The 23,457-nt window shown below is 43.7% G+C and carries 24 protein-coding genes; 6 read left to right on the forward strand and 18 right to left on the reverse strand.

Features of this window, described 5'->3' with window-relative positions:
• Positions 1 to 247 precede the first annotated feature (247 nt).
• From rplI to ACYVAA_RS05375, 4 genes are all read right to left on the reverse strand, one after another.
• Positions 248 to 691 (reverse strand): bL9 family ribosomal protein, encoded by a 444-nt coding sequence (gene rplI / locus ACYVAA_RS05360; RefSeq protein ID WP_460539234.1) that lies wholly within the window; start codon positions 689 to 691, stop codon positions 248 to 250.
• 44 nt (positions 692 to 735) lie between these two features.
• Positions 736 to 987 (reverse strand): 30S ribosomal protein S18, encoded by a 252-nt coding sequence (gene rpsR, locus ACYVAA_RS05365; RefSeq protein WP_186756360.1) that lies wholly within the window; start codon positions 985 to 987, stop codon positions 736 to 738.
• A complete protein-coding gene (rpsF, locus tag ACYVAA_RS05370) occupies positions 984 to 1,355 on the reverse strand; it encodes a 30S ribosomal protein S6 (protein WP_460539237.1) in 372 nt (123 codons plus the stop codon). Before rpsF ends, rpsR begins: the two co-directional genes overlap by 4 nt.
• 260 nt (positions 1,356 to 1,615) lie before the next feature.
• Entirely contained in the window at positions 1,616 to 2,536 is a 921-nt protein-coding gene (locus ACYVAA_RS05375; protein WP_460539239.1) for a kinetochore Spc7 family protein, read from the reverse strand.
• Positions 2,537 to 2,573: 37 nt separating this feature from the next.
• Between ACYVAA_RS05375 and ACYVAA_RS05380 the strand changes: the two genes are divergently transcribed.
• A complete protein-coding gene (locus ACYVAA_RS05380; protein ID WP_460539241.1) occupies positions 2,574 to 3,167 on the forward strand; it encodes a class I SAM-dependent methyltransferase in 594 nt (197 codons plus the stop codon).
• Here ACYVAA_RS05380 and ACYVAA_RS05385 read toward each other — a convergent pair.
• Both ACYVAA_RS05385 and apaG read right to left on the reverse strand, forming a co-directional pair.
• The gene (locus ACYVAA_RS05385) at positions 3,161 to 3,934 is read right to left on the reverse strand and encodes an O-methyltransferase (RefSeq protein WP_460539243.1); all 774 of its coding nucleotides are present in this window, start codon (positions 3,932 to 3,934) and stop codon (positions 3,161 to 3,163) included. The two genes, ACYVAA_RS05380 and ACYVAA_RS05385, sit on opposite strands and share 7 nt — an antisense overlap.
• A gap of 4 nt (positions 3,935 to 3,938) precedes the next feature.
• Positions 3,939 to 4,325 (reverse strand): Co(2+)/Mg(2+) efflux protein ApaG, encoded by a 387-nt coding sequence (gene apaG, locus ACYVAA_RS05390; RefSeq protein ID WP_460539245.1) that lies wholly within the window; start codon positions 4,323 to 4,325, stop codon positions 3,939 to 3,941.
• 73 nt (positions 4,326 to 4,398) lie between these two features.
• On the opposite strand from apaG, the gene ung reads away from it, so the two are divergent.
• Positions 4,399 to 5,061, forward strand: a complete 663-nt coding sequence (gene ung / locus ACYVAA_RS05395) for a uracil-DNA glycosylase (protein ID WP_460539247.1) — start codon at positions 4,399 to 4,401, stop codon at positions 5,059 to 5,061.
• Positions 5,062 to 5,361: 300 nt separating this feature from the next.
• Here ung and lepB read toward each other — a convergent pair whose 3' ends face one another.
• The 7 genes from lepB to ACYVAA_RS05430 all read right to left on the reverse strand — a co-directional run bounded on the left by lepB (position 5,362) and on the right by ACYVAA_RS05430 (position 13,404).
• On the reverse strand, positions 5,362 to 6,432 hold the full coding sequence (gene lepB / locus ACYVAA_RS05400; protein WP_460539249.1) for a S26 family signal peptidase: 1,071 nt from the start codon (positions 6,430 to 6,432) through the stop codon (positions 5,362 to 5,364).
• 18 nt (positions 6,433 to 6,450) lie between these two features.
• The gene (dapB, locus tag ACYVAA_RS05405; RefSeq protein ID WP_460539251.1) at positions 6,451 to 7,173 is read right to left on the reverse strand and encodes a 4-hydroxy-tetrahydrodipicolinate reductase; all 723 of its coding nucleotides are present in this window, start codon (positions 7,171 to 7,173) and stop codon (positions 6,451 to 6,453) included.
• A gap of 8 nt (positions 7,174 to 7,181) precedes the next feature.
• Positions 7,182 to 7,715 (reverse strand): DUF5683 domain-containing protein, encoded by a 534-nt coding sequence (locus ACYVAA_RS05410; protein WP_460539253.1) that lies wholly within the window; start codon positions 7,713 to 7,715, stop codon positions 7,182 to 7,184.
• A gap of 95 nt (positions 7,716 to 7,810) precedes the next feature.
• On the reverse strand, positions 7,811 to 8,737 hold the full coding sequence (locus ACYVAA_RS05415) for a ParB/RepB/Spo0J family partition protein (RefSeq protein WP_460539255.1): 927 nt from the start codon (positions 8,735 to 8,737) through the stop codon (positions 7,811 to 7,813).
• 12 nt (positions 8,738 to 8,749) lie between these two features.
• Positions 8,750 to 9,529, reverse strand: coding sequence for a ParA family protein (locus tag ACYVAA_RS05420; RefSeq protein ID WP_460539257.1), 780 nt, complete (start codon positions 9,527 to 9,529; stop codon positions 8,750 to 8,752).
• A 398-nt stretch (positions 9,530 to 9,927) separates the two neighbouring features.
• Positions 9,928 to 11,721, reverse strand: a complete 1,794-nt coding sequence (gene yidC, locus ACYVAA_RS05425; RefSeq protein WP_460539259.1) for a membrane protein insertase YidC — start codon at positions 11,719 to 11,721, stop codon at positions 9,928 to 9,930.
• A 60-nt stretch (positions 11,722 to 11,781) separates the two neighbouring features.
• Positions 11,782 to 13,404 carry a CTP synthase gene (locus ACYVAA_RS05430; protein WP_460539261.1) on the reverse strand — a complete coding sequence of 541 codons (1,623 nt, stop codon included), beginning with the start codon at positions 13,402 to 13,404 and terminating at the stop codon, positions 11,782 to 11,784.
• A gap of 575 nt (positions 13,405 to 13,979) precedes the next feature.
• On the opposite strand from ACYVAA_RS05430, the gene ACYVAA_RS05435 reads away from it, so the two are divergent.
• From ACYVAA_RS05435 to ACYVAA_RS05445, 3 genes are read left to right on the forward strand one after another with little or no spacing between them, the layout of a single operon-like run.
• The gene (locus tag ACYVAA_RS05435) at positions 13,980 to 14,447 is read left to right on the forward strand and encodes a hypothetical protein (RefSeq protein WP_460539264.1); all 468 of its coding nucleotides are present in this window, start codon (positions 13,980 to 13,982) and stop codon (positions 14,445 to 14,447) included.
• The gene (locus ACYVAA_RS05440; protein ID WP_460539266.1) at positions 14,447 to 15,871 is read left to right on the forward strand and encodes a CCA tRNA nucleotidyltransferase; all 1,425 of its coding nucleotides are present in this window, start codon (positions 14,447 to 14,449) and stop codon (positions 15,869 to 15,871) included. The genes ACYVAA_RS05435 and ACYVAA_RS05440 overlap by 1 nt, the downstream gene beginning before the upstream one ends.
• A gap of 4 nt (positions 15,872 to 15,875) precedes the next feature.
• Positions 15,876 to 16,592 (forward strand): tetratricopeptide repeat protein, encoded by a 717-nt coding sequence (locus ACYVAA_RS05445; protein WP_460539268.1) that lies wholly within the window; start codon positions 15,876 to 15,878, stop codon positions 16,590 to 16,592.
• A 62-nt stretch (positions 16,593 to 16,654) separates the two neighbouring features.
• Here the strand turns inward: ACYVAA_RS05445 and ACYVAA_RS05450 are convergent, their stop codons facing one another.
• Both ACYVAA_RS05450 and ACYVAA_RS05455 read right to left on the reverse strand, forming a co-directional pair.
• The gene (locus tag ACYVAA_RS05450) at positions 16,655 to 17,065 is read right to left on the reverse strand and encodes a DUF3052 domain-containing protein (protein WP_460539270.1); all 411 of its coding nucleotides are present in this window, start codon (positions 17,063 to 17,065) and stop codon (positions 16,655 to 16,657) included.
• A gap of 61 nt (positions 17,066 to 17,126) precedes the next feature.
• Positions 17,127 to 18,620 carry a S41 family peptidase gene (locus ACYVAA_RS05455; protein WP_460539272.1) on the reverse strand — a complete coding sequence of 498 codons (1,494 nt, stop codon included), beginning with the start codon at positions 18,618 to 18,620 and terminating at the stop codon, positions 17,127 to 17,129.
• Between the two features lie 632 nt (positions 18,621 to 19,252).
• Between ACYVAA_RS05455 and ACYVAA_RS05460 the strand changes: the two genes are divergently transcribed.
• Positions 19,253 to 20,272 (forward strand): MraY family glycosyltransferase, encoded by a 1,020-nt coding sequence (locus tag ACYVAA_RS05460; RefSeq protein ID WP_460539274.1) that lies wholly within the window; start codon positions 19,253 to 19,255, stop codon positions 20,270 to 20,272.
• 127 nt (positions 20,273 to 20,399) lie between these two features.
• Here the strand turns inward: ACYVAA_RS05460 and ACYVAA_RS05465 are convergent, their stop codons facing one another.
• The 3 genes from ACYVAA_RS05465 to dinB form a co-directional block, all read right to left on the reverse strand.
• A complete protein-coding gene (locus tag ACYVAA_RS05465; protein WP_460539276.1) occupies positions 20,400 to 21,158 on the reverse strand; it encodes a DUF2490 domain-containing protein in 759 nt (252 codons plus the stop codon).
• Between the two features lie 13 nt (positions 21,159 to 21,171).
• A complete protein-coding gene (locus tag ACYVAA_RS05470; RefSeq protein WP_460539279.1) occupies positions 21,172 to 21,966 on the reverse strand; it encodes a DUF3050 domain-containing protein in 795 nt (264 codons plus the stop codon).
• Between the two features lie 124 nt (positions 21,967 to 22,090).
• Positions 22,091 to 23,287 carry a DNA polymerase IV gene (gene dinB, locus ACYVAA_RS05475; protein ID WP_460539281.1) on the reverse strand — a complete coding sequence of 399 codons (1,197 nt, stop codon included), beginning with the start codon at positions 23,285 to 23,287 and terminating at the stop codon, positions 22,091 to 22,093.
• Positions 23,288 to 23,457: the final 170 nt, after the last annotated feature.

Genomic DNA, 23,457 nt, shown 5'->3' on the forward strand with positions numbered 1-23,457 from the left:
GTGCCTTGGGAGCTTTCGTAACGATAGTAACCCGATAGGATTGATCGAAAAAAGTGGTGCAGCCTTATGCTCCTTAAAAGAAGTGAAAAAGCAAAATAGCCGGTCAGTTTCCAAGAAGCTTATAGATGATTTGGAGAAAGTAGCTTCTGCCTGATCGGGCAGCTTTGGGCCTAAAAACAATTAAGGCTATCCGCGAGGGCAGATAGCCTTAATTAAATAGGACAGTTTGTAAAAGCGCTTGAATTGATTATTCCGCTACTACTACAAATTTCACTTCAGTTTTCACTTCTCTGTGAAGATCAACTTCAGCTTGGTATTCTCCGGCACCTACCACAGGAGTGCTGATGGAAATTTTCTTTCTGTCTACCTCAATGCCTTTAGTGGCAAGGGCGTCGGAAATTTGAAGTGTGGTAACTTTACCGAAGATTTTACCGGAATCACCGATTTTAGCTTTGATCTCAAGGGTAACACCTTCGATTTTAGCAGCCAAATCTTCAGCTTCAGTTTTGATCTTCTCAGCTTTGTGGGCTGCTTGCTTGATATTTTCTTCAAGAATTCTCTTGTTGGAAGCTGTGGCCAAAACAGCAAAACCTTGAGGGATAAGATAATTTCTTCCGTATCCAGGTTTTACAGCAACTAAGTCATTTTTATAGCCAAGTCCTTTTATGTCTGTTTTTAAGATAACGTCCATTGTAGTTGTCTAATTTAATAAGTATTGAATAGAACAGGGCCGGATTATTTTAGTCCGTCAGTTACATAAGGTAACAAGGCCAAGTGTCTTGCTTTCTTGATGGCATTAGCCACTTTTCTCTGGTATTTCGCAGAGTTTCCTGTAAGTCTTCTTGGAAGGATTTTACCTTGCTCATTCACAAATTTCAACAAGAAATTAGGATCTTTATAATCAATGTACTTGATGCCTAACTTTCTGAATCGGCAGTACTTCTTCTTGTTTTGCTCTCTGTTGATTGGTTCGTTCTTAAGTGTCATTTTGCAGCCTCCTCTTTTACTTCAGATTTTTTGTTGAATTCACCTTTTCTTCTTCTTTCAGCATAAGCCAAAGCGTGCTTGTCCAAAGCGGTGGTCAAGAATCTCATTACTTTCTCGTCCCTTCTCATCTCAAGCTCAAATTTCTTGATCAGAGTTGGCTCGCTTTTGAATTCTACTAGCACGTAGAAACCGGTGCTTTTCTTTTCGATTGGGTAAGCTAGCTTCTTAAGACCCCAGTTTTCAACATTAACAATGTCTGCTCCCTCTTCTTTTAACAAGTTTACGAACTTGTCAACGGTATCCTTCATCTGAACATCAGACAAAACGGGAGTTAAAATGAATACCGTTTCATAACTTTTTTGGAACATTTGATAATTGTTTAGATATAATTACTTAAACAGACGGCAAAATTAGCGGATTATTTTTATTAATCAAAGGTGAAGGCAGGAATTGAGCCGATAAAAGCCGGTGGTAGGGATAAAAATGAAGAACTAACACAGGTGAATGGAAGTTCCTTGGATTTATGGTGGAGCTCAAAAAGAGTATGGAAATAAAAAAGTCACCTGAAAGTAACAATACCTGCAGGTGACTGATGGAAGTCTAAAATATGTCAAACTTGATAAGTAACTTATTTGATCTCAAAACTTTTATTACCGATGTTGAATCCCTCAGCGTAAATTTTCACTTGGTAAACACCTTCGGGGTAGTCGGTTTCTTTTTCATAGAGATAGATCAATTTCTTTGAAGAGTTATCGTATAAGATGTCCTGTTTTGCAGTGTAGAACTCTTCCCTGCCGTCTATGGCAAATGTGCCAGAGCCCTTGGCAATGTCAAATATGACTTGGTTATTGGGGGCAACTACTTGGACATAAATGTCTTTGGTTCCTGGGTCGGCTACTTTGTTTTCTATAATATCAAAAGATATTTTCAGTTTTTCCAACTGTCTGTTGCGAAAGGTCCCCTCTCTTTCCTTGCCTCTTGAATTTACTGCAGCTACCACTATGTTTTGGGCGTGAAGCTTTTGGGCAATATTGACCTTTTCTGCCAGTTGTTCCTGTTTGAGGTTCAGCTGCACAATGGAATCTTCAATTTCCGCCTTGGAAGTTTTGAGGTCTTGGTTTTCGGTAAACAGTTGCTCATTCACCTTTTTTAATTGGGCGATTTCATCGTCTTTTTCTGTTAGGATAGAGGAAAAACTGTTGATTTTCTTGTTGAGCTGAGCGATTTCAGCAGCTGATCTGTTACGGTCAGTAGTCCTTTCCTGAATCAGTTCTTCTTTGAGCATGACCAATGAGTCTACATCCCCGCCAAGTTTTTTGATTTCATTGATCCTTAGATCCAGTTGATAAGCCATGGAGTCTATCCTCAGGTTCAGGTTATTGTTGTCCTCGGACAAAATCAGGATTTCTTCTGTTTTTTGGGATTTGTCCACGCTGTCAAAATACAGTTTGATCCCACTAAAGATGACGAGAAGAATCAAAATGATAATGAGAATGTTTTTCCCCTTTTCGTTCCGAGATGATTTCTCCTCAGGTATATTAGTACTCATAATGTTGAAAATTAGGCCTTAAATCAAAATTATATTAATGTCTTACTCACTAGATGAAAACTACTGGACTTCCAGGTACCGGCAAAACCAAATGGGCTGGGATGTCGGGGAAGCCACAACTCCCTTAAAGCAATATTTAGACCAAATTTCTAATAGGACGTTGAAGATATTGATTCCAGGAGCTGGAAATGCATATGAAGCTGCCTATGCCTATAAATTGGGCTTTAAGAATGTCCATGTTCTTGACCTATCGCCTTATCCCTTGAAGCGGTTCAGTGAACAGTATCCTCAGTTTCCGAAAAAACAATTGCACCAGCAAGACTTTTTTCAGCATCAGGGCCAGTACGACCTGATAATCGAGCAGACATTTTTTTGTGCGATCAGTCCTGAATTGCGGGACGCGTACGTGAGCAAAATGCAGGAATTGCTGGTGCCCGGAGGGAAATTGGTTGGAGTTCTTTTTGATGTGGATTTTGGAAAGGAGCATCCTCCTTTCGGAGGTGATATGGAAGCGTACTTGGCTTGCTTCTCCAAAGGTCTTAAAGTAAAAACCATGGAAAGGTGTCATAATTCCATCCCTCCGAGATTGGGTGCAGAGCTGTTCTTTATCGCTGTAAAAGAACCTCAGTAGTGGAGGGTATAATGCTGCTTTTTAAGTCCTTTCTTAAAAAACAGTATTCCACATTCAAAAAAATCCATGGTCATGGTTACTTCCGGATGATTCTTGATTTCTTTCCAGGCTTTCTCCATTCCAGGTGATCGGTGGATGTCCCCAATGGCAACGATGCTTTGTTCCGACAAATAGGGCAGTAATAGTTGCCAAAAATCCAAAGTGGCTCCGTAGGCATGATGGGCATCTATCAAAACAAAATCGAGCTTGTGTTTATTGGCCAGAAAAACGGGCAGTGTTTTTTCTATCTGTTCTTCGATAAGGGAGACATTGGGATAGGTACGAAAGGTTTGCCTAGCGACTTCGGCCAACTCTCCAGCTCCTTCGAAGGTGAAAAGCTGCCCTTGTGTGGCTTTGGCCAGGTAACATGTGGTGATGCCTACGCAGGTTCCGAGTTCCAGAACCGTTTGGGCTGGTGTTTGTGAGCAGAAGTACTGGTAGAGCTGGGAGAATTTGGTGGGGCTGCTACTATGACGGGTAATGTCAGCGATTTTCCGCACAGGATTTTTCAGATGGATGGAACCCGTACCGAAATCCCGGATGGTGATTTTTTTTTGATTACCAAGCAAGTCTTTTCGGAGCTTCAGGAGATGGTCATCAGTTTTTTTGGCGAAGGAAATTAAACCTTCATAAAGGGAAAAGGCAAAGGGAGACTGCAGAGAATGCCTGTCCTCTTTTTTTAAAAAATAATGGATATAAGCTAAAAATGGATGCAGTCGTTTGAGCACAGTCTCAGTTGTGGAAGATGTCAGAAATAAGCTGGAATTCAGGGATCTTCACTTCAATGGTGCTCCCGTCCTGAAGACGCTCCATGAAATAAAGGCCTTTCATTTTGCCCAATCCGGAATTGAGGTTACATCCCGATACATACTGGTGGGATTTGCCTGGTTCCAGTATGGGTTGCTGCCCCACTACTCCGTCACCTTCTACGATTTTGGTGACCCTTCCTGCATCGTAAATTTCCCATTTTCTTCTCATCAGCTGTATGGTGCTGGGACTGTTGTTTTCAATGGTCACTTTATAGGTAAATACAAAATGGTGCTGGTGCGGACTGGAATATTCCGCCTGATAGGTCGCTTCAACACTGACTTTTATACCTTGAGTAATTGCCGTTACCATTAAAAACTTTGTCTAACAGGATTTTTGTTCGAAATTAAGGGTTTATTACGAATTCTCAAGAGAAATAAAGTAAATGGACGTTAAAATAAATGATGGCTGGAAAGAGAAACTGGCGGATGAATTTGAAAAACCCTATTTTACATCCCTGGTGGATTTTGTGAAAAAGGAATACCAACAAAAGCAAATTTTTCCAAAAGGCAGCGATATTTTTAATGCATTCGAAAGATGTCCCTTCGATAAGGTAAAGGTCGTTATCCTGGGACAGGATCCTTATCATGGTCCCGGTCAAGCCCATGGTCTTTCTTTTTCCGTTCAGGAGGGAATTGCCTTTCCGCCATCTCTACTCAATATCTTTAAGGAGTTAAAGAACGACCTGGATGTTCCGATGCCTTCCAACGGCAACCTGGAACGATGGGCTGAGCAGGGAGTCTTATTGCTGAACGCCACCCTTACGGTGGAAGGAGGGAAGGCCGGCTCCCATCAAAACAAAGGCTGGGAAGAGTTTACCGATGCGGTGATCCGAAAGTTGGCGGAGGAAAACGAAGGTCTGGTGTTTATGCTTTGGGGCGCTTATGCCAAGAAAAAGGCTGCTTTTATATCAGAAAAAAAGCACCTCAAGTTACATGCACCCCACCCTAGCCCTTTGTCTGCTCATAGGGGCTTTTTAGGTTGCGGACATTTTAGCAAGACCAATGCCTACCTGAAAGATAAGGGGAAAAAAGAGATCAGCTGGTGATTTTGCCGGTTGGGCTAGAAGGTTAAAGGTTGGAAAGTGGGAAGGTGGGGCATGTTCCTTCTATACAACCCTGCTATCGGATATTTGAAATGTCGGATTACAAATAAAAGCTGAATTTAAATCCCTGCTGATATTGGGTTCGGGATTGCAAATCCCGAACAGCTAACCTTGTGAATTCCGAACAGCTAACCCTGTGAATGTCGAACGACTAAAACCTGAAGAATAAAAAAACCTTCCAGGTTTTGGAAACCTGGAAGGTTTGGGATTGGCCAAGCTATCTTTTATGATGGGCTGTTTCCTTTAATGGATTCCCTGGAAGAACCTGTTCCATCTGATCTTACTGAACATGCTCTTGTGCTTATCCAATGACAGCCATAGGAACCAGGCCTTGCCTACTATATGGTCCTCGGGTACAAAGCCCCAGAACCTCGAATCAAGGGAATCGTGCCGATTGTCACCCATCATGAAATAGTAGTCCTGTTGGAAAGTGTAGGAATTCTGTTTTTCTCCATTGATAAAGACCTGGTTATTTTCAATGCGGATGTCTTCGTGGCCTTCGTAATGCCTGATGGTAAAAGCATACTTTCTGACATTATCTTCGGTAAGGTCTATGGTCCAGCCTTTTGCAGGAACAGTCAGCGGACCAAAGTTATCCCTGTTCCAAGTATAATATGCCCCGTCGGGATGGATGTCAGGGTCACCATTGCCCTTTTCGTAAATTCTTATTTTCACCTCTTTGATGGCCGGTGATTTTTCCAGCTGTTTGGCAATGGCCGGTGTGGTAAACACGACGTACAAGCCGTTATAGGGGTGGAAAGAGTCCTTGTTGATATCATAGCCTTCAAAGAAGTCTGCATTTAGCATTCTTTTGGGCACAACATCGTAGGAAAACTGCATCTCAGCAGGGTTTTCAGCCGTATTTCCATTGATGATCAGTTGGGCATCGTCAATCTCAATGACATCACCCGGTATGCCTACGGCCCTTTTGATATAATTGGTCTTCAGATCCACCGGGTGTTCAAATTCGTCCGGATAATTGAATACCACCACATCATTGCGTTTTACATCACTGAATCCCGGAAGACGATAGTACGGAAGTCTGACGGCATCCGAGTAGGAGCTGAGATCCGTTCCCCATATTTTCTGGTGGGTAAGGGGCACCTGCAGCAGGGTTTGTGGTGTCCTGGTTCCATAGTGCATTTTACTCACAAATAGAAAGTCTCCTACCAATAGGGACTTCTCCATGGAAGCAGTAGGGATGGTAAATGGTTCCAAAAATAACCACCTGATCAAACTGGCCGCGATAACTGCAAAAACTAAAGCATCCAGCCATTCTCTAACCGGACCTTTTTTCTTTTTTTGTGAACTCATTTTCTTAAGAAGAATTAATTAAAAGGTAAGGAAATCGTCCATGGACAATACCCCTTTTTTGTCAATGATCCATTCGGATACCAAAACTGCGCCAAGGGCAAAGCCTTTTCTACTATGGGCAGTGTGTTTGATTTCAATATCGTCTATTTCAGATTGATAGGTGACGATATGGGTGCCTGGCGCAGGGTCTTCCCTTGTCGCCTTGATAGGCAGTGAATGTTCGGTATCGCCCATTTCAGTGTCCAGATCCCAACGTTTTACACGGTCAACTCTGTCGATGATGTCCTCGGCCAAAGTAATCGCGGTTCCACTGGGGGCATCCTTTTTCTCGGTGTGGTGGATTTCTTCCATTTTGACACTGTAATCGGTTTGGTCATCCATCATCTTCGCCAGAAAGCGATTCACCTTGAAAAATAGGTTGACACCAATACTGTAGTTGGAGGCGTAAAAGAAAGCACCGCCTTTGGAGAGGGTCAGTTGTTCGATTTCGGGTTTTTTATCCAGCCAGCCCGTGGTGCCACTGACTACTGGGATATTATGGCTGATGGCCCAAGAGAGGTTTTTGACCGCCGCGCTAGGTTGGCTGAATTCAATGGCCACATCAATGGTCTTGGTGTCCAGTTCGTCCAATAATTGGGTATTGCTTTCGTCTATTTTTCCGGCTATGGTATGGCCTCTTTCTTCAGCAATCTGCGAAATGATTTTTCCCATCTTGCCATATCCTAAAATAAGTATGTTCATTTTTAAACTTAAAATTTTAATTTCAATGATAGTCCCACCGAGTTTCCGCTTGCATATAGTGATTCCACGGAGGGCTGGATTTTTAACGACAAATCATCGGAAACATCAAAGCCTGAAAGGTGGGCATCCACTAAAGCATCCACGATGTTCAGGGCATAGATGGCCCCGAATAGCAGGTATACCCCATCTCTGTTCCTTCTCCAATAATCCACATTTCTGATCAGTCCATCTTCGTTCAGGTTAGGGAAAATGTTCTCCGTGGTCGGATCATCGTCCCTGTAAATCATTAAAGCTTCCTTAAACAGCTGGTACCTTCGGTTATTGAAGTCCACAAAGTAAAGATTAGTTATGATTCCACCATAAATTAGGGGGACTTTCCACATTTTTTCATTGTAAATTTGTCCTGCTCCTGGTAGAATGGCCGATAAAAGGGCTGCTTTTCTGGGGTTTTTTGCCTCCTTTTTCAGGATGATCTCTTGTTGACCTGTGGTGTCCGTTGCTATGGGCCGGATGTCCTGACCTAAACAATGGGATTGGACCACAAGAGATAAAACAAAAACAGCAATAGTCTTCGGGGAATTGACTATTGCCTTTGTTGTTGCTTTTAAAAAACACCTGAAATAAGCGTGCGATAACATTAAATGATCTCTAATATTTCAAGAATTCTGTTCAGATCATCGGCGGATCCAAATGGAATTTTAATTTCCCCTTTGTCTTTATGGTCCATTTTTAGGCTCACACGGGTACCCAAATGTGAGGCAAGCCTTTGTTGGAGTTTGCCCAGTTCGTATTTCTTTACTGGGTCAAGCTCCGGCTTAGCAGAGTCCGCTTTATCTTCCTCAGGATCATCATGTAGGGCTTTAACCAAAGCCTCCACTTTTCTTACACTTAACTCTTCCTCCAGGGTTTTTTTGTAGATGGCCAATTGCTTGTCCACATCCTCCACATTGATCAATGCCCTGGCATGGCCCATGGAGATTTTTTTGTCTCTAATGCCTGCCTGTATGTCAGGCGGCAACTTAAGCAACCTGAGATAGTTATTGACAGTGGTTCTGTTTTTGCCCACGCGATCGCCCAGTTCTTCCTGCTTCAGTTCACACTCTGACAGCAGTCTTTGGTAGGAATGCGCGATTTCAAGGGCATTGAGGTTTTCCCTTTGGATGTTTTCAATAAGGGCCATTTCCAGCATCTGCTGGTCATTGGCTGTTCTGACATAGGCAGGAACTGATTTCAGTCCCGCCAGTTTGGATGCCTGAAACCTTCTTTCACCCGATATCAATTGATATTCATGCTCAGCAAGCTTGCGGACAGTGATGGGCTGTATAATTCCCTGCACACTGATGGAGTCAGCAAGTTCCTGTAGCGCTTCTTTGTCAAAATGGATTCTCGGCTGATAGGGGTTTACCTGTATCTCATCCAAGGACACTTCATGTATTCCCGCTGAAGGCAGCAAAACCTCTTTTTCCTTTGTTTGATTGTTTTGTTTTGAAGAGTCCTCCAATAAAGCACCCAATCCTCTTCCCAGTGCCTTTTTCCTATTGATGGGTTTTTGATTATCAGCCATGACTATTTAGTATTAATTCATTTTTACCAGACCGTTTCGCTCCGCAATTTCATTGGCCAGGTTCAGATAAGCAAGCGCTCCTTTCCCCTCGGCATCAAAGGCGATGACCGGTAGACCGAAACTCGGAGATTCACCTAACTTAACGTTTCGGGGGATTATGGTATTGAAAACCATGTTATTAAAATGCATCCTTACTTCTTCCACCACCTGATTGGAAAGCCTAAGCCTGACATCGTACATGGTCAGCAGGATCCCCTCAATTTCCAGGTCCGGATTGAGTCTGGTCTGGATGATTTTTATGGTGTTCAGTAACTTGCCCAGTCCTTCCAAGGCAAAATACTCACACTGAACAGGGATGATGACCGAATTGGCGGCTGTAAGGGCATTGATGGTGATCAGGCCAAGGGAAGGAGAACAGTCGATAATGATAAAATCATACTGGTCCTTGATCTGGCTGATTACCCCCTTCATCTTTTCTTCCCGGTTATCCAGGTTGATCATCTCCACTTCTGCTCCCACCAAATCGATGTGAGAAGGCACCAAGTCCAGGTTTTCTATCTCGGTTTTGAATATAATGGAACTAATGTCCACTCCATCGACCATGCATTCGTAAATGCTATTATCGATTTCTTTGGGGTCCTGCCCCAATCCCGAAGTAGTGTTGGCCTGAGGGTCAGCGTCGATCACCAGAGTTTTAAACTCCAGTACAGCTAAACTGGCCGCTAGGTTCATGGCTGTGGTGGTTTTCCCCACTCCGCCTTTTTGGTTGGCAATAGCTACTATTTTTCCCATTGTATTGGAGTCAAACGGTCGTGTCAGTTCGGTACTTAACGTTGGCATTTTTGATAAGCGTGAACCGCCTTTTGGCCTACTTTGTCCACCGTACGAAAGTACCTGTCTCGAGACATCCCGCAAATTACTTAATTTTCATTAGAATCAAGTATTGATTTCACGATTTGCCCCTTTGTCAAGACATTTCTACCAAAATGCCAATTTCACGTTACACAAAGATAGAAGTTTAATTTTTACATGAAACAGTTTGTTATCCACACCCAGCTGTGGATACATGCTAACTGGTTGACTACTAAAATCCTGAACGGTTTTTTTGAGTCCATATTTCTGTAAAAACGGTAAAGCAAAAGAGGGACTTGTTAAAGTCCCTCTGCTACTGTTTATTGCCTGTTTTTAGTTTACTTTTTGCGTTTGTTCGCATCAGCAGCCTTCATGGCTTCTTCCAGCCTCACCTGGAATTTTGATTTTTTCTTATTGGCGTTTTTCTTTTTGTTGGCCTCGATTTTTTCCCGGATTTTTTCGTCATCCACAAATTGTTTGATCAGTGCCTGCTGGCCAAAGGTCACCATGTTGGATACGAAGTAGTAAAAGCTCAATGCCGCAGGGTAGGAGTTGAGGACAAACATGAAGGTGATTGGCATGATATAGCCTAAGTTCTTCATAGGGCCCTGAGCAGCGGTAAGCTGATTGTTGAAACGGGTGTAGACGATCTGAGATACCGTCATCAAAAGAGTGAAAAGACTCACATGGTCACCGTAAAACGGAATAGTGAAAGGCAAGCCGATGATGGAGTCGTAGGTCGACAAATCATGCGCCCAAAGAAAGGATTCTTGCCTAAGTTCAATGGAGTTAGGGAAGAAGAAGAACATGGCAAACAAGAACGGCATCTGAAGCAGCATCGGAAGACAGCCGCTGATCGGGCTTACTCCAAGCTGGCCGAAGAGTTTCATCTGCTCCTGTTGCATTTTGGCCTGATCGTCTCCGTACTTTTCTTTTAGCTCGTCGATTTCAGGTTTGATCACCCTCATTTTGGCCATTCCTATATAGGACTTGTAGGTCAAAGGGAAAAGGAACAGTTTGATGATCAGTACAATCAGGATGATGATGACACCGTAGTTGGTGAAAACTTTTTCCAGGTAGTGAAAAAGGTTGACAATGATGTACTTGTTTACCCAGCTTACAAAGAAGTAGCCCATGTCCACGTTCTTTTCAAACTCCGGAGTTACCTTTTTCAGTACCTTATAATTGTTGGGGCCGAAATAATAACTGTTGCTTGCCTGTCCATTGTTAAAAGGCATGGAGAGACTGGCGGCCATGTCTTTTACTGAAAGGGTGTCCGAAGGAATGGTCTGAGTCAAGCCTACTTTGGAGAAGCCTTCTTGGGCAATCAAGCCTGAAGTAAAGAAGCGTTGTTTAAATGCCACCCATTTGACAGGAGTAGCGATCTGCTCTTGGTCATCATCCGAGGAGGCACTCAAATAGTCGTAATCACCTTCTTGTGTGTAGAAGTTGATATAGGTTTTTCTTCTGGATTCTGCAATGTCCGCTTCCTGCTTTTTGAGCTTGTCCTCCCAGTTAATGGAGATGCTCTGGTCAGCCAGACTGCTAATGCCAGAAGTGGAAATGTGTTGGTCTAACGTGTACTTGCCCTCTGGCAAGGTGTACGTCCTTTTGATGTTCCCAGAGCTGGTGTTGGCGGTAAAGGTAAGTTGCTGAGCAGCTACATCTTCTATTTGAATATTGGAAACACTTGAGGAAAAATACAGCTCATTAAGGCTCAAAGGCCCACGGTTGGTTTGAAGCTGATAGTCTATAGAAGCACTTTCTTCATCCATAAGGATCAAAGGGGCCTTGGACCATGTCTTAAAGTCTTTGAGCTCGACGTTTTTGATTTCGCCACCTTTCGAAGAAAAGATGATCTTGATCAGGTCATTTTCCAAGAGGATTTCTTCTTCCTTGCCATTTACAGCACTGGCAAATTCACCATATTTCTGCTGGTTTTGGAGGCTTACAACGCTGTCCGGTATGTTGATCGTGGCCGGAGCGGTTGTTTCAGGAGTTTCAATGACCTGGGTTTCGGTGCTTGTGTTGTTTTGTTCCTCGGTTTCTGGCTTAGGGCTGCTGAAAAAGAAGGAATAGACCAAAAGCACGGCTGCGAAAAGGATAAGACCTGTCGCTTGATTTCTGTCCATAATAGTAGTTTTCTATCGTCTGAAAGCGTGCCGCATGGCGGCGCCCTTTCAGAATTTTATTTAATTATTGCTCTTTTTGTTGTCCAGCGTCGCTTTGATGAATTTCACAAACAAAGGATGCGGGTCCAATACGGTACTTTTATATTCAGGATGGAATTGTGTTCCGACAAACCATGGATGATCATTCAGCTCAACGATTTCCACAAGACCGCTTTCAGGGTTGATACCGGTAGCGGCCATTCCACCGTTTTGGTACTGTTCCATGTATTTGTTGTTAAACTCATAGCGGTGACGGTGCCTTTCCTGAATTTTGGCTTTGCCATAGGCCGCACTTACTTTGGTTCCTTTTTTGAGCTCGCAAGGATAAGACCCCAGACGCATGGTTCCGCCCATCTGTTCGATGTTTTTCTGTTCTTCCATCAGGGATATCACCGGATTTGATGTTTCCGGATTCATTTCCGTAGAATTGGCGTCCTGCAGTCCCAGAACATTTCGGGCAAACTCAATAACAGCTACCTGCATTCCCAGGCAAATGCCAAAGAACGGTATCTTATTGGTACGGGCAAATTTAACAGTTTCCAGTTTACCATCAAGTCCACGCTCCCCAAATCCGGGGGCTACCAAAATCCCGTCAAGTTCTTCCAGTTTTTTGGAAACATTGTCCGGGTTGATCTCCTCAGAGGATATCAGGCTCAGGTTTACCTTGGTCTCACAGGCGGCACCTGCATGGGTAAAGGACTCTATAATGGATTTATACGCATCAGGTAAAGTGACGTACTTTCCTACCAAGCCGATGTTTACTTCTTGGGTAGGGTTTTTTAACCTGCCCAAGAACTCCTTCCAGTGTTCCAGTTTGGTGTCGGACTTTGAAGGTAGCTTTAGTTTGGTCATTACCCGCTCATCCAGTTTTTCTTTTTTCATGTGCAATGGCACATCATAGATGGTTTCCGCATCCATGGCTTCGATTACACAATTGAGCTGTACGTTGCAGAAAAGGGCCAGCTTTTTCTTGACGTCTACCGGAAGGTGGTGTTCTGTCCTACACACTAAAATATCCGGTTGGATACCGGCCTCCAGCAATTGTTTGACCGAGTGTTGGGTAGGTTTGGTTTTTAGTTCTTTCGCGGCCGATAGGTAAGGGATCAGGGTAAGGTGGACCACCAGGAAGTTATTTGGTCCCAGGTCCCATCGGGCTTGACGAACGGCTTCGATGAAGGGCAGTGATTCGATATCACCCACGCATCCACCGATTTCGGTGATGACCACATCGTAATTGCCCTCTTCGCCTAGTTTATAAAAACTGTTTTTGATCTCATCGGTGATGTGGGGGATGACCTGCACGGTTTTTCCCAAGAACTCACCTTTTCGTTCTTTGGTAATGACGTTGTTGTAAATTCTCCCTGTGGTCACATTATTGTTTTGGGAGGTGTTGGAATTGAGGAACCTTTCATAATGCCCCAAGTCCAAATCCGTTTCAGCTCCGTCCTCTGTTACATAGCATTCGCCATGTTCGTAAGGGTTGAGAGTGCCCGGGTCAATGTTCAGATAAGGGTCAAATTTTTGGATGGTTACCTTAAAACCTCTGGACTGTAGCAGTTTCGCCAGAGAGGCTGCAATGATTCCTTTGCCTAATGAAGAAGTTACTCCCCCTGTAATAAAGATATATTTGGTGGGTGACGCCATAAGAATATTATAATGTTTTGTTTCCTATGGGGCTCAAAATTAAATAAAATAATTGATTTGATCGTGGAGGGATGGATTAAAATTTCGTTTTTTCCTCCTGAGCACCCAGCGGAAGAACCAAACCCTTGATTTAAAGAGTGTGGTTGGTTTATCCTGTTGATAATTAAGTGTTTAAAATCAAATAGGCCATCCGCCGTGACGGATGGCCTATTTGATTTCCACAAGTGGTCAATATTATTTAGAGAACTCTTTTTTAAGTTCTTCTACATCCACGTTTTTGATTACAGGTTTTGCGTTCAGTTGTTTGATCTTGATCACTCGAGTGACTTGTCTCTGCCTGTTTCTTCTAGCTTTTCTTTTAAGTGTTGTAACTGCCATATCTATTTCGTGTTTTTAGTTCTATTCCAAATGAAGGGCAAAGGTAGGGAAATTATTTGTATATTCATCAAGATGTGTTTGAAAAATATAGCTAGATATTAAGGTAGCCAATGAAGAGCAGAGTAAATCAGAAAAAATGAAGGCTACTTTCATAAACTCTCTTAATTTTGGTGTTTTAAAATACTAAATGAAGCTTGATGGAAGTAAATACCATTGTTCAGGAACTTAGGGAAAAGGGTAGGAGTTGCCTTTTGGAGGGAAATGGGAGACGATTGGAGTTGATTGTTCCGGATTGCTATGAAGCAGAGAAAGATGAAGAGGCAGTATTCCTGTTAATTGATCTTTTTCAGATTAGGAGTGTGGCCGGGCAGTTTTCTGAAATTGCGCTGGATATTGTTGAATATGCGACCAAACCCACTGTCTATACCACTTTGGCAAGTCCCTTGATAGAAAAAGGCCCGGTAAAAGACGGGAAGATAAAGTTCAGCATCCTCAAGCAAGGGTGGTGGAACAAGGTGGTTTTCAATTTTGGGAGGCCATTGCTTTTCAAGGAGGTTGATGGATGCCCGGAAGCCCATGAGGTAAAGGAAAAGTTTCCATTATTTGGTTCTGGTGTAAAGAAAATGTTCTTAAGCCCAGAAGGGGAGGTAAAAATAGGTGATTGATGAATTTAGAAAAGGACATAGCCAGAATTGAGGTCATCAAAAAAGTAGGGAGCTGTGCAGATGAGCTTGGGCTGGAGGCTTATGTGGTGGGGGGATTTGTGCGGGATCTTCTACTGAAAAGGCCCAGTAAGGATATCGATTTTGTATGTGTAGGCAGTGGCATTGAGCTGGCCAAGAAAGTGGCCGCTTCTTTTGATTATCATGTACCTCTGTCGGTTTTTAAGAACTTTGGCACAGCGATGATTAAGCTGGAAGACTGGGAGCTGGAGTTTGTAGGTGCCCGAAAAGAATCTTACCGCATTGATTCCAGAAAACCAATAGTGGAGGACGGTACCCTTCAGGAGGATCAGGAGAGGAGGGATTTTACCATTAATGCCATGGCCATTTGCATCAATTCGGAAAGGTACGGAGAACTGGTTGATCCTTTTGACGGCATTGCAGACCTGAAGAGGGGCATTGTCAGGACTCCCCTGGATCCAGACACTACTTTTTCCGATGACCCTCTGAGGATGATGCGTGCTGTGCGGTTTGCTGCCCAGCTTGATTTTGATATTGAGGCCAGCACATTTGAGGGTTTGGTCCGAAACGCAAAAAGGCTTGATATTATATCCGGGGAACGGATTATAGATGAGTTGAACAAGATTGTGCTGACAGAAAAACCAAGTTATGGTTTTAAATTGCTTTTTGTCAGCAAGCTGTTGCACCAGTTTTTTCCGGAGATGGTGGAGTTACAGGGAGTGGATTCTGTAGGCGATAAGTCACACAAGGACAATTTTTACCATACGCTTCAGGTGCTGGATAATATATGTGCATCTACAGATGACCTGTGGTTGAGGTGGGCAGCGATCATGCATGATATTGCCAAGCCAGCGACCAAACGGTTCAATGCGAAGGTGGGGTGGACATTCCACGGGCATGAGGATAAGGGGGCTCGGATGACCCCTAAAATTTTCCGGAAGTTAAAATTACCCATGGATGAGCGCATGAAATATGTGCAGAAATTAGTAAGATTGCATTTACGGCCAATTGCATTGGTCAATGACAAGGTCACTGATTCAGCAGTAAGAAGGCTGCTGTATGAGGCGGGAGACGATGTGGATGACCTTATGAAACTCTGCCGAGCGGATGTGACTTCCAAAAATCCCAGTAGGGTAAAGCGTTTCTTGGCCAACTTTGATAAAGTGGAAAGGAAGATAGAAGAGGTGGAAGAAAAAGACCATGTCCGCAACTTCCAGCCGCCGGTTTCGGGAGAAGAGATTATGGAAATATTCGGCCTTTCTCCATCAAAAACCGTAGGAGAGCTAAAAGAAGAAATAAAAGAAGCTATATTGGAAGGTCAAATTGAGAATAATAAAGAACAAGCAATCCAGCTGATGTTTAAGTTGGCGGAGAAAAAAGGGATTACAAAAAAGGAAAACGAGTAAAAGTATGAATAAGTTTAGACTTGCAGCGCTAGCGTTGTGTTTGACCAGCTGGGGAGTGATGGCCCAGGAGACGGCAACAACAATCCCCAGCACAAAAAAAGACAGTAGTAAAGTGACGGCGGATCAAGGGGCAGTGAAGATCTATCAGATGGCCTTGAGGTATAATGACCCCATTGTAGCAAAAAATAAACTGTACGAACTCATTGAAAAGAACCCTTCCAATCTCTTTTATGCAGAAAGGTTGGCATCCTTGTATTTTGAACTTGAGCAGTACAGTTCAGCGGCATTGGTGGCATTGGACATTTTAAAAGCAGATGACAAAAATGTTCCCGCCCTTGAAGTAGCGGCCTATTCTCTGGAACAGTTAGGAGCCTTGGACAGGGCTTTGCCTCATTTTGAGTCCTTACATTTGTTGTCAGGGGACTTGTTCAGCTTGTACAAGACTTCTTATCTTCAATACTCTCTAAAAAAGTATGATGAAGCCCTGAATTCGGTAAACATGTTGATCAAAAACAACAAGTCGGAAGAGCAGAAGCTGACATTTCCTAAAAAGGACAATACTACCCAGGACGTAAGCATGAAAGCAGCGGCGCTCAATTTGAAAGGCTTGATCTATAAAGAACAGGGCAGTACTGCAGAAGCAAAAGCAGCCTTTGAATCGGCATTGGCCAATGCTCCCGGTTTTGAGATTGTTCAGGAAAATTTGAAAGAGTTGAATTAAGGATATTTGATAAAAAGAATGTGGAAAGCCAGGGTGAATCAGCTCTGGCTTTTTTTGTAAGTCTAGCGGTCTTTTACGGGGATGACGAGTTTAAGGCCTGACCAAATGTGGTCGATAGCACATACTTTGATGTCCACCAAGCCTATTTCCAAAGCAAGATTTCTGATGTCATTTTCCGATAGGTCTGTTTGGATCTTGGACGACTTTTTGGGCCAGCTCACCCAGATCATTCCATTGGGTTTTATTTCTTTTTTTAATGAAGGGAGCAAAAGTTTTAGCTCCTGATCTGATTTAGTGAAAAAGTGAATGAAATCTTTGGGAGGTTTGCTGCCCTGTTGAAGAATGATGTCTTCTGGAAGCGGGCCGAGAAGCTCAAAATAGTTTTCAGGGATATTGATGAATTTTAAAACAAATCCGGCTTTAATGCCCAGTTTTTTGATCAGGGGAGTGGATGAATAACCGGCAGTGCTCACTGTTGTGGAATTAGCGTCCAAAGAGCCGCCGAAGTAGCTCTTTGGACAGTAAGTCAGAAGTTTATTGGAGTCGGATGGGCCGACCGATCATTTTTGCAAACCGAAGGTCTGTCGTGATGCTGTTGCCCAGCTCTTCTCTTCGCTCTACTCTCTTGTTTCTTTCACTGCTTACTTCACCGGTGATTTCTCCAATGGCTACACTCAGCATGGTTTCTTTGGTATCTCCAAGGGGCAAAAGATTTCCTTTGTCGAATTCGTTGGATTCCACATCCGGCTTGAACCCATTAAAGTAATCTGACTGGTCCAGGCTGTTGAAGCTTTGGGAAATAATCGGTAGCAGGCCGTAGGGGTTGTCAGGGTTGTCTTCATCCTGAAATACTGTTGAACCTACATTTTTACCATAGGTGGTTTCCCCAATAAGTTTCACGCTCATGTAGGGGGAGAGGCCGTTGATGATCAGCTCACTCGCTGAAGCAGTTCTATCAGTGGCAATGATATAGATGGTATTGCCGCTAAGCTGATTTCCGATGTTTTGGATTTTTTCGGTGAAGGTGGTGTTGAGGAAGTCAGCGCCGTAAGAGTTAACGATCGCTGCCTGCAATCCCTCGTTGTACTTGGTTTTGTGGAAGATATCTCCGCTGGTTACTCCGGGAGCGATAAGGCTGGCCAAGTTGATGGCACTGGTCACAAATCCACCGCCATTGTAACGCAGGTCCAGTATCAGGTTATTGATGCCTTCTGCTTTGAAGTCAGCAAAAATATCATCGATCTGCTGGTCGTAAATGCCGAAGGTTTCTTCATCATCGGGATTGATTTCGTCGCCAGGGCTAAAGAAATTGTACATTAGGTAACCGATTTTATGACTGCCTATGGTGTAGACGGAGTCCAATAAAATGGGGTTTTCCGACAATTCTACCGCGATAAGTTCTAATGGATCTTCCAAAATAGAATAGCCTCCATCTCCTTCGTTGGCCTTATCATCGTACCGCGCCACGGTAAGGGAGTGGTCTTCGCTGATCCAACCGAGTACGCTTTGGTAATTGCTTAAAGTCATTGTAGTACCGTTGATCTCTGTAATGATGTCGTCCCTCAACAGTCCGGCTTCTTCGGCAGGACTTCCTTTTTTGATATAAAGCACTACAGCGATTACATTTTGGTTGCTAGAGCTTTCCCTGAAAAGGGTAAATTCATAGCCGGCCTCCTTATTGACTCCTTCAAGGGAATTGATCAGTTCTTGATAGTTAGGGTAGGCTACGGAAAACCGGTCCTGCTCCACTAAAAGAGCATCGAAATAATCTTCAGGATCCGAGGTCATGGCTATTGGGGAATTCATAATACTGTTCCAGTAATAGTAGTCGTCCATAACTTCCTGTATCCAATTGTTTACAGCTACGTCCGGATCGGTGGGGTCGGGATTCCCATTGTTGTTATTATTGTTGTTATTGTTATTCACGGGGTTTGGCCGCGTGAGGTCCTCGTCGGCACAAGAGAATGCCAGCAGGACAGTAAATAACAGCAGGCCAATATGTAACCGGAAGTGTGTATGGGTTTTCATAAGCAGTCAAATTGTTAGAGATGTTATACTGATTTGAGTGATAACTTAGCCAGATAAGTGACCAATTACTCAATATAAGACTATTAACGAAATAAAAGTAGGTGTTAGGTGAAAAAAAGAGCCAAGAATAGTGGGGAGGCGCGCTTTGATAGGTGGTGTTGGGCCAAGGACGGTCATTTAACAATGAGATTGTGCAAATCACCGAATAGTTAAGGGCTTTATTCTGATAGCAGCGTGTTAAGGAATAATGAAATTTTGAAAATACCCTTTTTGGGGTATAGTCCTGTATGGAAGTAATGATTAGCTTTGTAGCAGGAAATCCGAAAGTTTTTTACTGAAATTTTTGGCGTTTTTGTTTCCACTACTTGTGTAGTTTTTCTACATGTATTTTAAAGGCTACTAAAGTGAATGGAATAACAAGAGCATCTGGATAGGGAGGTTCTCTATGGTACTATTATTGTTACATTAGAATAAGCGAAAAGAATTTGTTGAAAACTTTACATTTTGTCATGCTCCAACTATCAGCGATTTTAGTGGCTTTTTTTGTCGGCCTTGCAGCGATCCCCTTAATTATAAAAATTATAAAAAAGAAAGAGTTTCTGGATCATCCTGGGGGAAGGAAAATTCACAAAATGGCAATTCCTTCCATGGGGGGGATTGGTATAGTACTGGGAATAGCAGCAGGTTTACTGTTTGTGATGGACTCCCAAGGATGGGGAGAAGCTGGCTTTTTAATCTTAGGGGTAGGAATTATGTTCCTGTTTGGATTCGGAGATGATCTGTTTGAGTTGACGCCTATCCAAAAAATGATTGGCCAGATCATAGCCGTGTTGATGGTTGTTTTTCTGGGGGATATCAGGGTGAGCAGTTTTTATGGTTTTCTGGGGATAGAGGAATTGCCTTTATGGTTTAGTTATGCGGTTACCGTTTTCACGTTGATCGGGCTTACCAATGCTTTTAATATGATTGATGGTCTTGACGGATTGGCAGGCTTGCTAAGCTTGATTTCATTTTTGTTTTTGGGCGGTTGGTTCCTTGCCACCGGATTTACGGTTTATGGAGGGATTGCCTTGGCAGCATCAGGAGGGATACTTTCATTTTTGGTGTATAACTGGCATCCTGCCAAAATTTTCATGGGAGATACCGGTTCGCTCACTTTGGGGTTTTTGATGGCTGTGTTAAGCGTGTTTTTTGTGGAGGCAAATGGAACGTTGCTGTCGGAGACACACGATCTAAGGTTTCATGCTCCCATCACTGCCGGACTGGCCTTAGTGCTGGTATCATGCTTTGATACCCTTAGGGTAATTGTAAAAAGAATCCGGAGGGGGCAATCGCCAATGGCAGCGGATAAAACCCACGTGCATCATTTTCTGATGCGGATGAATTTTAGACATGATCAGGTTGCTTGCATACTCGGGGGGATTAAGTTGGCTTTTTTGGGCTTGGTGATTGGTTTTTCAAACTTTACCGATAACCTGCTGTTGCCAATCGTTATAGGCACTGTGGTGGTACTGTGTTTGGTACTGGATGCGGTAACACTCAAGAAAGTAAAAAAGATAGCCAAAGCTTCTCCCAGGGTTTTGGTGTTGCAAACTACTGATGGAGGAAAAAGTTCATTAAGGGAACAGCGCCTGGACGAAGAGCCTGCTTAGGGGATTTTTTTAATCATCCTTCTCCAAAATCCAATAACGTTTCCGTCAAGAGGATGACAGGTCTGAAAAAAAAAACATTGCTGCCAATGGTTTTTTCATGGTTGATAAAAGAAAGGACAAATTCAACCTAATTAACCAAACTAAGTTTGTGTTTGATGCTAAGCCAGAACACATCTGTTTGCCGGTATTGCGATGGTGAAGAGCCAGAGGAAAACTGGTGCTGATAGGTGAATGAAGCGGAAATGTTTTCATTGAACTCCAGGACAGGCCCCAGTAAAATCCTGTTTTGATCGAAAATATTGTGGCTGATTTCTTTGCCTGCATTGATGAATATTTCATCTCCTGCATTGAAGGAAAGGTTTTTTGCTGTTTTGTCAGAGGAAAAGCTCAGTAAGGGAATCTTTACCATAAAGCGGTACCTAAAGCGGAAGTTGAAAGCCTCCGTTTCTACAGGAGCTTGGTCGGTGCTTTTGAAGAAGCGTTCTTCAACGCGGAAACGATGGGACAGGCCAATGGAATGGGTGGTTTGTGTCGTGTTGAATTCCTGAAAAGGCCTGAATTCTACCAATTGTCTCTCCTGATCAATATAGGATCCCAGATGGGCAAAACCCAGGCCTATTTCTGTTGAATTGTCGAGGTGGTAATTGATTGCTGTCCTTACTATATACGTGGAAAAGTGGTCAAAGTGGTTTTTGAAGCGGATGCCGGCATCTGAGGAAATGCTCCACTTATCTGATAGCAAAAGGGAGTTGTAATACTGGAGCCATTGTTGGTTGTCATGGGCAACTTCTTTGGTTTGGGCCTTTGCAGACAGAAAGGTCCCTGTAAAGAAGAGAAGGGTACAGCACAAAATGGGTAATGGGTTGATGCACCTTGAAAGTGTCATGGAGATGGTTTTTTTATGAAAGACTGGATAAAGCATGTTGCTTGGAGGCAATCTTGAGGGCAATTTGATCCCAAAGAAGGATTCTTTGCTCCAATGCTTTTTGGGCAGTTTCGAGGGATTCCTGCCATTTTTTCTTGTCGCTGCCGCATAATTCGGTGATCATCTGCATGGAAAGGGGGCCGTGTTCGTCTCCGTCAATTTCTATGTGGCGCTTTAGGTAATAGCTCAGTTTGCTATAAGATAGGCTGTTTTCCTGCTCAGACTTTTTGATGATTTCGATAAACATGTCCGGAATCAGGTCTTCTCTTCCAAAAGTAAATGCAGAGGCAATCAGGTGGGGCTTTCCTGTCTTGATGATGTCAAAGGTGAAAGCCACAAAGTCTTTTACTGCGGCATCAGCGTTTACTGCATCCAAGGCTTCGGATACTTTGTGTCCCTGGGAGAGCAGGTCAATGAAATGTTGTATCCCAGAGGTGTCGGCACCTACCTGCCCCATGGCATCCAGGTACATTTCATAGTGGCTTTTTGATTCGCCCAGCTCGTTAAGATCACTCTCTTCTCCCAGGACGATCTCGTTGATGAATCGGGCCAAACTAGGATGGGGAGCAGGTCTCCAAGGGACCGATGTGCAGGTGAGGTCTTTTTGAAGGGCCTTTAGCAGTGACATAAAATCCCATACAGCGTATACATGGTGCTCCATGAAGATTTTGATGTCATCAATGCTGGAAAGTTGTGTGTAGAGCGCATGATGGGACAGTCTGTCTTTGAGCGGTTTGATTTGTGTCTCGATGTATTCGGTTTCTTTCACGAAAATGTAGTGTTCTAGTCGGTTGGAAATAGCAATATAAGTTGATAGGCTATGGTGGGTTGGGGCATTGATTTGCAAAGCTAAGGAAAAAGCATGAGGATAACATCTTTTGTGAAAGGAAGGGTCAGACAGCCATGCCGTTGAAGGGGTTGAAGCTGCGTCTGCCCACATTCATGCCAATGGCCCGGCAGACAGTTTTGTCGCCATACTTTACATTGATTTTGTCCAGGGCCTGGTACAGCCGGATGCTTTCCTGGGTATCTTCAAACAGGTTGATCTGGTAGTTGCCGTGTACCAGTGCACTGAAGCGTACGCCGATCAGTCTGATGAGCAGGCGGCGGTTGTAGAGTTTTCGGAAGAGTTCCTTGACCACAGGGATGAGGGTATGGTCGGCGGCGGTATAGGGGATGCGCAGCTGCATGGTGTGGGTGTCAAAATCTGAATAGCGGATTTTGACACTTGCGCAGCAGGTAAGCTGTTTGTTTTTCCGGAGTTTGGAAGCCAGCTGTTCGGTCATGGCAACCAGGGTGGCTTCGAGCATTTGTACATCGATGGTGTCCTGGCTGAATGTGTTTTCGGTGGAAATGGATTTGGCTTCGGTATAAGGGATCACCGGGTTTCTGTCAATCCCATTAGCCTTGTCCCAGAGGACCAGCCCGTTTTTTCCAAAAGCGCTTTCCAAGAGTTCGGCAGGCATGGTTTGCAGGGTCTGGATTTTTTTGACCCCCATATTGTAGAGGCTATGGGCGGTTTTTTCTCCGATCATGGGGATTTTTCTGACCGAAAGCGGAGCCAGAAAGGGCTTTTCTGTTCCGTAGGGGATTTCTTTTTCATTATTGGGCTTGGCCTCTCCGGTGGCTACTTTGGATACGGTTTTGTTTTCGGAAAGCCCCAAGGAAATCGGGAGTCCCGATTCTTTTATGATGCGTTGACGGAGTTCGTGAGCCATTTTGAAGCAACCAAAAAAACGGTCCATTCCGGAGTAGTCGATATAAAACTCGTCTATGGATGATTTCTCAAACAAGGGAACACTTTCCCGGATGATCTCGGTGATTTCATGGGATTTTTGGCTGTAGCGTTCCGTATCTCCCCGGATGATCAGGGCTTCCGGGCATAGCTGTCTGGCAGTCCGCATGGGCATGGCCGAGTGGATGCCAAATACACGTGCTTCGTAGCTGCATGATGCCACCACTCCCCGGTCTCCAGAGCCTCCGATCAGGATGGGTTTGCCGTTTAACCTGCTGTCAAACAGCCTTTCTACGGAAACGAAGAAAGAATCCAGGTCCATGTGTACTATGCTTCTATGACTGCTTAGGTTCATAATGTAAATTTAATAAACATATTTGTGTTTGTTAAAATTACATGCGGAAACTTCGTCGTATCACGGACAAACTATGACAGCTAGTGTCATGGCTGTGAGGGCTTGAGCCAACGCTGCCTTCCGCTTGGTATCCCATGGTCAGGGGAGGTGCCGGAAAAAGACATCAAGGC

It is taken from the genome of Echinicola sediminis (assembly GCF_054777495.1).

Bases quoted from the DNA above. Each gene is read 5' to 3' on its own strand.
- rplI (WP_460539234.1), bottom strand. From the start codon at position 691: ATGGACGTTATCTTAAAAACAGACATAAAAGGACTTGGCTATAAAAAT.
- rpsR (WP_186756360.1), bottom strand. From the start codon at position 987: ATGACACTTAAGAACGAACCAATCAACAGAGAGCAAAACAAGAAGAAG.
- rpsF (WP_460539237.1), bottom strand. From the start codon at position 1,355: ATGTTCCAAAAAAGTTATGAAACGGTATTCATTTTAACTCCCGTTTTG.
- ACYVAA_RS05375 (WP_460539239.1), bottom strand. From the start codon at position 2,536: ATGAGTACTAATATACCTGAGGAGAAATCATCTCGGAACGAAAAGGGG.
- ACYVAA_RS05380 (WP_460539241.1), top strand. From the start codon at position 2,574: ATGTCTTACTCACTAGATGAAAACTACTGGACTTCCAGGTACCGGCAA.
- apaG (WP_460539245.1), bottom strand. From the start codon at position 4,325: ATGGTAACGGCAATTACTCAAGGTATAAAAGTCAGTGTTGAAGCGACC.
- ung (WP_460539247.1), top strand. From the start codon at position 4,399: ATGGACGTTAAAATAAATGATGGCTGGAAAGAGAAACTGGCGGATGAA.
- lepB (WP_460539249.1), bottom strand. From the start codon at position 6,432: ATGAGTTCACAAAAAAAGAAAAAAGGTCCGGTTAGAGAATGGCTGGAT.
- dapB (WP_460539251.1), bottom strand. From the start codon at position 7,173: ATGAACATACTTATTTTAGGATATGGCAAGATGGGAAAAATCATTTCG.
- ACYVAA_RS05415 (WP_460539255.1), bottom strand. From the start codon at position 8,737: ATGGCTGATAATCAAAAACCCATCAATAGGAAAAAGGCACTGGGAAGA.
- ACYVAA_RS05420 (WP_460539257.1), bottom strand. From the start codon at position 9,529: ATGGGAAAAATAGTAGCTATTGCCAACCAAAAAGGCGGAGTGGGGAAA.
- yidC (WP_460539259.1), bottom strand. From the start codon at position 11,721: ATGGACAGAAATCAAGCGACAGGTCTTATCCTTTTCGCAGCCGTGCTT.
- ACYVAA_RS05430 (WP_460539261.1), bottom strand. From the start codon at position 13,404: ATGGCGTCACCCACCAAATATATCTTTATTACAGGGGGAGTAACTTCT.
- ACYVAA_RS05435 (WP_460539264.1), top strand. From the start codon at position 13,980: ATGGAAGTAAATACCATTGTTCAGGAACTTAGGGAAAAGGGTAGGAGT.
- ACYVAA_RS05440 (WP_460539266.1), top strand. From the start codon at position 14,447: ATGAATTTAGAAAAGGACATAGCCAGAATTGAGGTCATCAAAAAAGTA.
- ACYVAA_RS05445 (WP_460539268.1), top strand. From the start codon at position 15,876: ATGAATAAGTTTAGACTTGCAGCGCTAGCGTTGTGTTTGACCAGCTGG.
- ACYVAA_RS05455 (WP_460539272.1), bottom strand. From the start codon at position 18,620: ATGAAAACCCATACACACTTCCGGTTACATATTGGCCTGCTGTTATTT.
- ACYVAA_RS05460 (WP_460539274.1), top strand. From the start codon at position 19,253: ATGGCAATTCCTTCCATGGGGGGGATTGGTATAGTACTGGGAATAGCA.
- ACYVAA_RS05465 (WP_460539276.1), bottom strand. From the start codon at position 21,158: ATGACACTTTCAAGGTGCATCAACCCATTACCCATTTTGTGCTGTACC.
- dinB (WP_460539281.1), bottom strand. From the start codon at position 23,287: ATGAACCTAAGCAGTCATAGAAGCATAGTACACATGGACCTGGATTCT.